This window comes from Kutzneria sp. CA-103260 (genome assembly GCF_018263855.1).
Classification (GTDB): Bacteria; Actinomycetota; Actinomycetes; order Mycobacteriales; family Pseudonocardiaceae; genus Kutzneria.
On the sequence record NZ_CP073318.1, the window covers coordinates 4,343,381 to 4,354,602 of the forward strand.

At 69.7% G+C, this 11,222-nt stretch carries 11 protein-coding genes; 7 read left to right on the plus strand and 4 right to left on the minus strand.

The features are described 5' to 3' along the window. Positions 1–48 precede the first annotated feature (48 nt). The gene (locus JJ691_RS18575; RefSeq protein WP_211770006.1) at positions 49–705 is read right to left on the minus strand and encodes a response regulator; all 657 of its coding nucleotides are present in this window, start codon (positions 703–705) and stop codon (positions 49–51) included. Between the two features lie 10 nt (positions 706–715). Then, positions 716–1,159: a MarR family winged helix-turn-helix transcriptional regulator gene (locus tag JJ691_RS18580; RefSeq protein WP_211770007.1), complete on the minus strand. Its 444-nt coding sequence runs from the start codon at positions 1,157–1,159 to the stop codon at positions 716–718. Positions 1,160–1,220: 61 nt separating this feature from the next. Here JJ691_RS18580 and JJ691_RS18585 point away from each other — a divergent pair, with 61 nt between their 5' ends. Further along, complete coding sequence (locus JJ691_RS18585; protein ID WP_211770008.1) at positions 1,221–1,940, plus strand: SDR family NAD(P)-dependent oxidoreductase; 720 nt, start codon at positions 1,221–1,223, stop codon at positions 1,938–1,940. A 1-nt stretch (position 1,941) separates the two neighbouring features. On the opposite strand, the gene JJ691_RS18590 is transcribed toward JJ691_RS18585, so the two are convergent. Together JJ691_RS18590 and JJ691_RS18595 are read right to left on the minus strand one after the other, a co-directional pair. Beyond that, the gene (locus tag JJ691_RS18590) at positions 1,942–4,428 is read right to left on the minus strand and encodes an MMPL family transporter (RefSeq protein WP_211770009.1); all 2,487 of its coding nucleotides are present in this window, start codon (positions 4,426–4,428) and stop codon (positions 1,942–1,944) included. Between the two features lie 26 nt (positions 4,429–4,454). Then, positions 4,455–5,096, minus strand: coding sequence for a TetR/AcrR family transcriptional regulator (locus JJ691_RS18595; RefSeq protein WP_211770010.1), 642 nt, complete (start codon positions 5,094–5,096; stop codon positions 4,455–4,457). 64 nt (positions 5,097–5,160) lie between these two features. On the opposite strand from JJ691_RS18595, the gene JJ691_RS18600 reads away from it, so the two are divergent. The 6 genes from JJ691_RS18600 (at position 5,161) to JJ691_RS18625 (ending at position 11,203) form a co-directional block, all read left to right on the plus strand. Further along, positions 5,161–6,132 carry a LysR substrate-binding domain-containing protein gene (locus JJ691_RS18600; protein WP_211770011.1) on the plus strand — a complete coding sequence of 324 codons (972 nt, stop codon included), beginning with the start codon at positions 5,161–5,163 and terminating at the stop codon, positions 6,130–6,132. Between the two features lie 23 nt (positions 6,133–6,155). Then, the gene (locus tag JJ691_RS18605) at positions 6,156–7,598 is read left to right on the plus strand and encodes a 2-hydroxymuconic semialdehyde dehydrogenase (protein ID WP_211770012.1); all 1,443 of its coding nucleotides are present in this window, start codon (positions 6,156–6,158) and stop codon (positions 7,596–7,598) included. Beyond that, positions 7,595–8,014 carry a RidA family protein gene (locus JJ691_RS18610; protein WP_211770013.1) on the plus strand — a complete coding sequence of 140 codons (420 nt, stop codon included), beginning with the start codon at positions 7,595–7,597 and terminating at the stop codon, positions 8,012–8,014. The genes JJ691_RS18605 and JJ691_RS18610 overlap by 4 nt, the downstream gene beginning before the upstream one ends. Continuing rightward, entirely contained in the window at positions 8,011–8,541 is a 531-nt protein-coding gene (locus tag JJ691_RS18615) for a 3-hydroxyanthranilate 3,4-dioxygenase (RefSeq protein WP_211770014.1), read from the plus strand. The genes JJ691_RS18610 and JJ691_RS18615 overlap by 4 nt, the downstream gene beginning before the upstream one ends. After that, positions 8,538–9,515 carry an amidohydrolase family protein gene (locus JJ691_RS18620; RefSeq protein ID WP_211770015.1) on the plus strand — a complete coding sequence of 326 codons (978 nt, stop codon included), beginning with the start codon at positions 8,538–8,540 and terminating at the stop codon, positions 9,513–9,515. Before JJ691_RS18615 ends, JJ691_RS18620 begins: the two co-directional genes overlap by 4 nt. 554 nt (positions 9,516–10,069) lie before the next feature. Then, positions 10,070–11,203 (plus strand): HNH endonuclease signature motif containing protein, encoded by a 1,134-nt coding sequence (locus tag JJ691_RS18625; RefSeq protein ID WP_211770016.1) that lies wholly within the window; start codon positions 10,070–10,072, stop codon positions 11,201–11,203. Positions 11,204–11,222 lie beyond the last annotated feature (19 nt).

The window sequence follows — 11,222 nt, forward strand, 5'->3', positions numbered from 1 at the left end:
TAGGAAAACCGCCCTTGCCGGTCTTGGGACCGCCGCCGTATTTCCGGGCTACGGCCCCGGGTGGAGACCGGTCTCCACCCGGTTGTTCAGCACGTAGCGGACGGCGTCGGTGCGGGAGTGGAAACCGGCCTTGGCGAACAGGTTGTTGATGTGGGTCTTCACCGTGGCCTCGCTGATCACCAGCCGCTTGGCGATCTCCGGGTTGCGCAGGCCTTCGCCGATCAGGCCGAGGATCTCGAACTCGCGGGCGGTGAGGTTGAACGGAGTCTCGCTGGCCACCGGCCGGGCCGTGGCCAGGGTCAGCAGCCGCCGCTGCACCCTCGGGTCCAGCACCGACTGCCCGTGGCTGGCGCTGCGCACCGCCTGCAACAGGGTCGCCCGGTCCGCTTCCTTGGTCAGGTAGCCCGAGGCCCCGGCCCGCAGCGCCGCCAGGATCGACTCGTCGTCCTCGAACGTCGTCAGCACCACCACGTGCACGTCCGGGGCCTGCTCGTGGATCTTCGCGGTGGCCGCGACGCCGCCCAGCTTCGGCATGTGCAGATCCATCAGCACCACGTCCGGGCGATGCTCCCCCACCACCGCGACGGCTTCCTCGCCGTTGGTGGCCGTCGCCACGACGTCCACATCCTCGGCCAGCCCGAGCATCACGGCCAGCGCCTCGCGGACCGAAGTCTGGTCGTCGACAACAACGAGCTTGATCGCCACCGGCCCCACCCTAACGGTCGGCGATGACGCCGAGCAGGGCGGCGATCTCCCCCGCCTGGCGCGGCGGGACAAAGTCCAGCAGGTGCTCGCGCACCGCCGCGGCGTGGACCGGGCGGGCCGCGGCGACGTCGGCTGTGCCGCGGTCGGTGATCGTCACGACGACACCGCCGTCGGCCGGGTCGCGACGGATCAGGTCGCGCTGTTCCATGCGGGTCAGCTGGTGGGACAGCCGGCTGCGGTGCCAGCCCAGCGAGGCCGCGAGCTCGTTCTGCCGCAGTGACCCGCCACCCTGGGATCCCTCGCCCAGGTCGACGAGCCGGGTCAGGATCCCGAAGTCGGCGTCGGACAGGCCGGTGGCGGCGCTGATGTCCTCGGCGACGCGGGCCCGCACCGTCTCCGACGCGTGCTTCCACGCGTGCCAGAACCGCAGCTCGTCCTCGGTCAACAGGTCCACGTGAGCCACCTTACCGAGCCTGCTGTTGTCATGACAACAGCAGGCGAGCTACGGTGTTGTCATGACAACAGCAAGCAAGATCGCCCTGGTCACGGGCGGCAACAAGGGAATCGGACTGGCGATCGTGACCGGACTGGCCGCCAAGGGGTTCACCGTCCTCATGGGCACCCGCGACCCCGCCCAGACCGCCGATGAGCTGGCGGGCGACGTCCGCCCCGTCCAACTGGACGTCACGTCACAGCACCAGGTCGACGCGCTCGCCCAACACGTCGAAACCGAGTTCGGCCGCCTCGACGTGCTGGTCAACAACGCCGGCGTGCATCCGCTGCTGTTCCGCCCCCTCGACCACATCCCCCGCCCCACCGAGGAGATCGTCGAGGACTACCGCAACGTCTACGAGGTCAACGTCTTCGCCGTGGTGCGGATGATGAACGCCTTCCTGCCCCTCCTGGACAAGGCGGAAGCCCCGCGTGTGGTCAACGTGACCAGCATGCGGGGCTCCCTGGGCGAGCCCGGTGCCTGGGCCGGCCAGCCCTCGATGGTCTACTCCAGCTCCAAGACCGCCCTCAACGCACTCACCGCGCACTACGCCCGCGAGTTCGCCGGCACCAAGCTGAAGATCAACGGCGCCGCGCCCGGCCACGTCGCGACCGACTTCAACCAGCACCGGGGCACCCGCACCCCCGAAGAGGGCGCCGCCGTCGCCATCCGACTGGCCACTGTGGACGACGACGGCCCCTCCGGCGAGGTCTACCAGGACGACACCAGACTCGCCTGGTGAGTCAGTGTGACTCGACCTTTTCCCGTTCGCTGACGGAATCCGCGCTCGGCAGCGGATGCGTGCGCTCCAGAACCGCGCCCTCGATGTCCACATTGGGCAGCACACGGTCCAGCCAGCGGGGCAGCCACCAGACGGCCCGGCCGGCCAGGTGCATCAACGCCGGCACCAGCAGCAGCCGCACCACGAACGCGTCGAACAGCACGCCGACGGCCAGGCCGAGGCCCAGCGGCCGGACCAAGGTCAGCTCGGAGAACACGAAGCCGCCGAAGACCGAGACCATGATGATCGCCGCGGCGACGACCACCGCCCGCCCGTTGCGCAGCCCCGCGGTGATGGCGACCCGAGCCGGCGCGCCGTGCACGAAGGCCTCTCGCATGCCCGACACCAGGAACAGCTGGTAGTCCATGGCCAGGCCGAACAGCACACCCATCAGGATGATCGGCGCGAAGTCCAGCACCGGCCCGGGATCGTGCACGCCGAACACCGCGGACAGCCAGCCCCACTGGTAGACGGCGACCACCGCGCCGAACGCCGCGAACAGCGACAGCACATAGCCGGCGGTGGCGATCAGCGGCACCAGCAGCGAGCGGAACACCACGATCATGATCAGCAACGACAGGCCGACCACCACGATGAGGTACCCCGGCAGCGCGCCGGACAGCTTGTCCGCGACGTCGATGTTGGCGCTGGCCGTGCCGGCGACGCCGAGGGTGATGCCCCCGGTGATGTCGCTGCGCAGCGACGGCAACGAACGCAACCGGGTGACCAGGTCCGAAGTGGACACACTGGTCGGTCCCTCGGCCGGAACCACCTGGAAGGCGAAGAAGTCCTTGCTGTCGGCCACCGCCGCCGGCGCGACCGCGACCACGTCGGGCTGCTTGCTCAGCTCGCGGGCGATGTCGACCTGGGTGGACAGCACGTCGTCGGCGGCGACCGGCTTGGGCGTCTGGGCAGTGACCAGCAGCGGGCCGTTGACACCGGTGCCGAACTTGTCGGCCACGGTCTTGAAGGTCCGGTACGCGGTGGAGTTGGTGTCCTGGGCCGAGCCGTCAGGCAGCCCCAGCCGCATCGACAGCGCCGGCGCGGCGATCACCAGCAGGGCCGCGATCGCCAGTGCCGCGGTCACGACCGCCCGCCAGGTCGGCATCGGCTTCGGCGCGACCTCCGCGTGCTCGTCCGCGCCGATGGAAGCGCGGGCGCGCCGGGTAAGCAGACGTGCGCCGACCAGCCGGAGCAGCGCGGCCGGCAGCGTGATGGCGACCAGCACGGCGATGGCCACGCAGACCGCGCCGACATCGCCCATGACACCCAGGAACGGGATGCCGGTGACGTTGAGCGCGAGCAGGGCGATGATCACGGTGGCACCGGCGAAGACCACCGCGCCGCCGGCCGTGCCGTTGGCCAGGCCGATCGACTCGTGCAGCTCCATGCCGGCGCGGAACTGCCGGCGATGGCGGTTGATGATGAACAGTGAGTAGTCGATACCGACGGCCAGGCCGAGCATGAGGCCGAGCACCGGGGTCACCGACGCCATGTCGACCACGCCGGAGAAGGCCATCGCCCCGGCCACACCGACGCCGACCCCGATCAGCGAGGAGATCAGCGGCAGCACGGTGGCCAGCAGGGTGCGCAACATAAGCAGCAGCACCAGGGCCGCAACGATGAGGCCGGTGACCTCGCCGGGCCCCATGATGCCGTCGGTGGACTGGGCGATCTCGGACGAGTAGTCGACCCGCACACCTGGGATCGAGGCGGCGTCCAGCTTGTGCGCGACGTTGTCCTTGGCCTCCTGCGGCAGCGAGTACACGTCGTCGCTGAACATCACGAGGCCGGTCGCGGTGCCGCCGTCGGTGGACACGGTGCGCACGTTGGCCGCGAAGCCGAGCAGCTCCTTGCCCAACTCCAGCGGCTTGGACTTGGTGGCGATCTGCGCCTCGGACGCGTCCAGCTGCTTGGTCTGCGCGTCGAGCTGGGCCTGCTGCTGGGCCAGCTGCGGCACGGCCTGCCCGCCGGCGGCGGCCTTCGCGGCGTCCAGCTGCTTCTGCGCGGCGGCGAGCTGCTGCCGTCCGGCGGCGATCTGGGCCTTGCCGTCGTCGACCTGCTTCTGCCCGTCGGCCAGCTGCTTCTCCTGGTCGGCCCGCTGCTGCTCGGTGGCGAACGGGTCGACGACGTCACGCACCCGGTCCTGCCCCTTGAGGCCGGTCAACAGGTTCGCGACGGCGGTGCGCTGGGCCGGGGTGAACGGCTTGCCGTCCTTGGTCTGGAACACGACGGTCCCGCTGACACCGGCCAGGTTCGGCAGCTTCTGAGCCAGCTTGGCGGTGACCGCGGCGGTCTGCGTGCCGGGGATGTCGAAGCTGGTGGCCAGGGTGCCGCCGGCGGTCAGGTAGGCCGTGGCCGCGCCGATGAGCACCACCACCCATAACGCGATCACCCGGATCGGATTACGGGCGGCGAGCCGGCCGAGTCGATAGAGCAACTGCGCCATGGTGATGGGCTCCCGGGTCGAACTGGTCAGGGAAGGGCGAGAAAGCCGTCGCGCATGTGGACGACGAGCCGGTCGAACATGTCGGACCACAGCCGCCGGGTCTCGGGCGTGTCGGCCAGCCCGGTCCGCTCGGTCCAGTGCTTGTGCAGCACGATCAGGCCACCGATCAGGCTGGAGACCAGCAGTTCGGCGTCCATCGGCGGCACGTCGGGATGCCGCTCGCGGGCGCGAGCCGTCAGGCGCTCGCTGACCCCCAGCATCGTGTCCCGCACGATCGCCAGCACCCGCGTGTCCTGGTGCCCCATCGGGCCGAGGATGTGCGTCAGGCGGATCATCGTGCCGAGCAGGTCCGTGGCGCCCAGCAGTGTCAGCAGGTCGTCGAGCAGCGCCGCGTGCGTGCCGGTCCCGGCCGGGGCCGGCGTGCGGTCGTCGTTGAGGCTGTTGACGACGTCGCCGAGCAGGTCGGTGCCGACCGCGATGAGCAGCTCGTCGGTGGAGTGGAAGTAGTTGAACACCGTGCGGCGTGACACCTCGGCCCGCTCGGCCACCTCGTCCACCGACAGCTCCTGCACGCCGTGGTCGACCAGCAGCTCCGTCGCGGCCCGGATGATGCGCTGCCGGCGGCGCTGCATGCTGGCCGCCTCACGACCACCGATTTCCCTGGGCACGAGTTTTACACTACGGGCAGTTCTGCACTCAGTGCATCGTTCGAGGCTCACGTCACAATGGGCCATGGACGTCAACCGGCTGCTGGACGGCCGCCTGAAGGTGCGGCACCTGGTGCTCGTGGTCACCGTGGCCGAGCAGGGCAGCCTGGTCGGCGCGGCCGAGCGCCTGCGGGTGACGCAACCGGTGGTGACCCGCGGCCTGCGGGAACTGGAGCAGATCCTGGATGTGGAGCTGTTCGACCGGGGGCCGCGCGGGGTGACGCCGAACGCCTACGGGCGGGCGTTCGTGGACGACGCGCGGGCGATCGTCGCGCAGATCCGGCAGGCCGGGCGGCACGTGGCCGAGCTGAGCGCCGGCATGGTCGGCACGGTGGTGGTCGGCAACCACCTCAGCGGCGCGAACGTGCTGCTGCCGACGGCGATCGCCCGGCTCAAGCGGCAGTTCCCGTACGTCACGGTGGTGGTCCGGGAGGCGACCCCGGACCGGCTGACCGAGGACCTGCTGACCGGCGACATCGACCTGGTGGTCGGCCGGCTGACTCCGGAGGCGGACGAGCGGACCCGCCGGATCCGGCTCTACCACGAGCCGGTTCGGGTCGTGGTCCGCGCCGGGCATCCCGCGCTGTCCCTGGTCGACCCGGAATTGGCGGACCTGATCGACTATCCGTGGGTGCTGCCGGTGCCGCAGACCTCGCTGCGTGGCGAGGTGGAGCAGGTCTTCTTCCGACAGGGCCTGGGGATTCCCACCAACCGCGTGGAGTGCACGTCGCTGCCGACGCTGCGGACGCTGCTGATCGACGCGGACATGATCGCCACTCTGCCGGCGCTGCTGGCCAAGGACGATCCGGCGCTGGCTGTGCTGCCGGTCGAACTGCCCAACGTGGACCGGCTGGTCGGCCTCACGCTGGCCGTCGGCCGTGGCCAGAGCCCGAGCCTGGAGGCGTTCGTGCGGCATCTGGAGGCCGTCGGGGCGGAGATCCGAAGCTATGTTGACACGAGCATATCTCCGGCCGATTCAAGCATTGGCCAGGCATAGCTCCGGGCCGCCACGATCGAGGCATGACACGCCTCTTGCAGAACTTCGTCGGGGGAAGTTTCGTGGCCGGTGGCGAGGAGTTCGACGACGTCAATCCGGTGGACGGCTCGCTCGTCGCCCGCGTCCAGGCGGCCGACCAGGAGGTGGTGGACCGCGCGGTCCGCGCCGCCCGGGCCGCGTTGGACGGCGCGTGGGGCCGGTTCACCGCAGCTGACCGGGTCGCGCTGCTGCGCCGCGTCGCCGACCGCATCGAGGCCCGGTTCGACGAGCTGCTGGCGGCCGAGGTCGCCGACACCGGCAAGCCGGTCCCGCTGGCCCGCGACCTCGACGTCACGCGGGCGGCGGCCAACTTCCGGGCCGCCGCCGACCTGGTGGCCGGGCTCGGTGTCGACTCGTTCCTCACCGAGACCGCACTGAACTACGCGGTCCGCCGGCCGCTGGGCGTGGTCGGCGTGATCGTGCCGTGGAACCTGCCGCTGTTGCTGCTGACCTGGAAGGTCGCGCCGGCGCTGGCCACCGGCAACGCCGTGGTGGTCAAGCCGTCCGAGGAGACGCCGGCCAGCGCCACGCTGCTGGCCGAGATCATCGCCGAGGCCGGCGCCCCGGCCGGCGTGTTCAACGTGGTGCACGGCTTCGGTCCGGGTTCGGCCGGCGAGTTCCTGACCACGCACCCGGACGTCGACGGCATCACCTTCACCGGCGAGTCCCGGACCGGGTCCGCGATCATGAAGGCCGTCGCGCCGCGGGTGCTGCCGGTGTCGTTCGAGCTCGGCGGCAAGAACGCGGCTGTGGTGTTCGACGACGCCGACCTTGAGTCCACTGTGGACGGACTGGCTCGTTCGGTGTTCACCAACACCGGCCAGGTCTGTCTGTGCACGGAACGGGTCTACGTGCAGCGCGGGATCTTCGACGAGGTCGCCGCCGGGCTGGCCAAGCGGGCCCAGGAGCTGCGCTTCGGCCGTCCCGACGACCCGGAGACCACCACCGGGCCGCTGATTTCCCAGGGGCACCGGGAGAAGGTGCTGTCGTACTACGCGATCGCCGAGCAGGAAGGCGCACGCCTCCTGACCGGGGGCGGGATTCCGTCCGTTGGTGAGGAGTTGACTGGCGGCTCGTGGGTGGAACCGGCGCTGTGGACCGGCGTCGGCAACTCGGCGCGGATCGTGCAGGAGGAGATCTTCGGTCCGGTCGCCGCCCTGATGCCGTTCGACACCGAGGAGGAGGCGATTCGGTTGGCCAACGACAGCCCGTACGGACTCGCGGCCGCGGTCTGGACGACCGATCTCCAGCGCGGCCACCGGGTTGCCGGGGCGATGCGAGTCGGCATGTCCTGGCTCAACACCTGGTACCTGCGGGACCTGCGGTCCCCGTTCGGCGGTTCCGGCCTATCCGGGATCGGACGCGAGGGCGGCGCCCACTCCCTGCACTTCTACACCGAGCCGACGAATGTGTGCGTGAAACTGTGACTGCCAAGACCGTGGCCGGGAAGGCCACCCCGCGCGGGCGTTACCCGCACGTCCGGATCGCCGGCGGCTTCGCCTTCGTCTCCGGCACCAGCAGCCGCCGCCCGGACGACACCATCGCCGGGGCTTCGGTGGACGCCCTCGGCGTCACCTCGTTGGACATCCGGGAGCAGACCCGGGCGGTGATCGAGAACATCCGGGACATCCTGGACTCCGTCGGTGCGGAGCTGACCGACGTCGTGCAGGTGACCAGCTATCTGGTCGACATGAACGACTTCCGTGGCTACAACGAGGTCTACGGCCAGTTCTTCGACGAGAACGGGCCGGCCCGCACCACCGTCGCCGTGCACCAGCTCCCCCACCCGCACCTGCTGATCGAGATCCAGGCAGTTGCCCTGCTGAAAGGCGGCCAGTCATGACCACGCTGAACCCGGCGTTCAACTTCACCCGGTGGGTCGAGGACAACCAGCACCTGCTCAAGCCGCCGGTGAACAACAAGGAGATGTGGGTCCCGCAGGGCGACTTCATCGTGCAGGTGGTGGGCGGCCCCAACGAGCGCACCGACTTCCACGTGGACCCGTACGAGGAGTGGTTCTTCCAGTTCCGTGGGGACATGCACATCAACCTCCAGACCGACGAGGGCATCGTCACGCAGCACGTCCGCGAGGGCGAGATGTGGCTGCTGCCCAGGAACACGCCGCATTCGCCGCAGCGTCCCGTTCCCGGCTCGGTGGGCATCGTGCTGGAGCGCATCCGGGAAGAGGGTGTGCTGGAGAAGTTCCAGTGGTACTGCTTGGACTGCAACGCCCTGGTGCACGAGATCGAGCTCCAGGTGCGGGACATCGTCGTCGACCTGCCGCCGGTGTTCGAGCAGTTCTACGCCGACGAGAACCTGCGCAAGTGCCCTCAGTGCGGCACGGTGCACCCGGGGAAGGACGCCCGATGACGATTATCGACATCCACACCCACAACGTGCCGGCGCAGTGGCCGGCGCTGGGCTGGGAGGACGCGCCGTGGCTGCGGGTGGACAGCGTCCGCGAGGCGACGATCATGGTGGGATCGCGGGAGTTCCGGCACATCCAGGCCAACAGCTGGGATCAGGCGGAACGGTTGGCCGACATGGGATCCGACGGCGTGGACGCCCAGGTCGTGTCGCCGACGCCGGTGTTCTTCTCCTACGACCGGACACCGCGCGAGGCGCTGCGGATCGCCGAGGTGTTCAACGACGCGTCACTGTCGCTGACCTCGTCGTCGAACGGCCGGCTGATCCCGTTCTGCCAGGTTCCGTTGCAGGACCCGGATCTGGCCTGCCGCGAGCTGGACCGGTGCCTGGACAACGGGCATCGTGGCGTGGAGATCGGCAACCACGTCGGGGACCGCGACCTCGACGACGCCGGCATCGTCCAGTTCCTGCAACACTGCGCCGACCGCGGCGCGCCGGTTTTCGTGCACCCGTGGGACATGCCGTCCTCGCCGCGGCTGAACCGGTGGATGGCCCAGTGGATCACCGGCATGCCGGCCGAGACCCACCTGTCGCTGGTGGCGATGGTGCTGGGCGGGGTGTTCGACCGGGTGTCGGACAGCCTGCGGATCTGCTTCGCCCACGGCGGCGGCTCGTTCGCGTTCTGGCTGGGGCGGCTGGAGAACGCCTGGCACCAGCGGCACGACATCCTCGGCACCTCGGAGCGGCCGCCGTCAGCCTATGTCGGTCGGTTCAGTGTGGACAGTGTGGTGTTCGAGCCGGCGGCGCTGCGGTTGCTGGTGGACACCCTGGGCGTGGACAACATCATGCTGGGCAGCGACTATCCGTATCCGCTGGGCGAACGACCGGTGGGGCGGGTGGTGCAGAAGTCCGACTTCCTGACCGAGGGCGACCAGGCCAAGATCCTCGGCGGCAACGCGCTGGAGTTCCTCAAGTGACGGGTGGTGGGTTGCGGGCCTGCGTGGACGGTTGGCAAGTTCGCTAGGGTTGGGTGGGTGGTGGCGTTGGGTGGTTTGCTGCCGGTTGGTTGTGGAGTTGCGTCTAGGGAGGGCTGTGGACTGGGGTGGGGTGGGCTCGGGTGGTTGTGTTGCCGTGAGGTGGGTTGCCTGGGGTGGGGTGTGGTTCGGGCGTCCGCACCGCGCAGTTGCCAATCGGTCGGCGCGGTTGTGACTCGGGCGTCCGCACCGCGCAGTTGCTGTTGGCAGGTATGTCATTCCGTCAGCCCCGGCTCTCGGCTCCTAGTCACTGGCCCTAGGCCTGGCTCCCGGCCCCGCCCGCCAGTTTCCGACCCCCTACCCTGGCTGCCCGCCGGCCAATCCCCTTACCCCGCAACGCCCCACGCCCTGCTCGCCCCACCACGCATCGTCGTCGCCGCACCGCCACCGCCCCGCCACTGCCAGCCCGGAAAGCGCTTGCCTGATTTTGTCACCCACACAGGTAATCCTTGCCCCACAACAGGAATCGATCACATTAGGACGGTAGAATCGGGGGCATGGAAGCGACCCTGACCGCCGACGCCCAGTGGTGGCGCATGGACGAGGGATCGCTGTGGGCCGCCGGCCAGCAGAGCCAGGACCGGCAGCGCGCGGAGTACGTGCGGCAGGTCGAGCTGGTCGGTGAGCTGTGGGGTCGCACGGCGCGGGGCAAGGATGACCAGCGGGCGCTGGTGGCGGATCTCGCGGCACGGTGGAAGATCACTCGGGCGGAGGCGCGGGACCTGCTGCGGCACGCCCAGCTGTTCCGACGCGAGGCTGTTCGCGAGGCGGCGCGGGCGGGGGTGCTCAGCAAGCAGCACCTGACCGTGCTGGACAAGACACTGGCCGATGCGCCGGAACCTGACCGGGACAAGGTCGAGGCCGAGTTGCTGGACAAGGCGCGCGTCTTCGACGGGGCGGCGCTGCGGATGCTCGGGCAGCGCATCCTGCAGCTGCTCGACCAGGACGGCAAAGAACCCGACGACCCCGACCTAGCCGAACCCGCCCGAGAATTCCACTACACCAACCGGCGCGACGGCTCCATGGTCTTCCGGGGCAAGCTCGACCCGGAAAGCGGAGCACAGCTGGAAGCGATGCTCAGCCCCCTGGCCAAGCCCGCCTCCGCTGACGACACCCGCACCACCGCGCAACGTCAGGGCGATGCCCTCGCCGAGATCATCGACCTCGCCGCCGGCAGCGACAGCCTTCCCGACGAAGGCGGCGAGAAGCCCCACCTCGCCCTGACCATGCCGCTGGCGGACTTCCTGGCCCAGCGAGGCACGGCCGAGATGGACGGGTCAGGGCCGATCAACGCCGCCTCCGCCCGCCGGATCGGCTGCGACAGCACCGTCCTGCGCGTGGTCCTGGGTGCCCAGTCCCAGCCGCTGGACATCGGACGCACCACCCGGACGATCCCGACGCAGATCCGGCGGGCGTTGATCATCCGAGATCGAGGATGCGCGTTCCCTGGATGTCATCGAAGACCACGGCAATGTCACGCCCACCACGTGATCCACTGGGCAGACGGCGGCCCCACCAACACCGACAACCTCGTCCTGCTGTGCGGACAGCATCATCGACTGATTCACCACAGCGATTGGTCGGTGAAGATCAACGACGGGGCACCGGAATTCGGGTGGACGGCAGCCTAGCTAGGAGACTCGCCTGTGA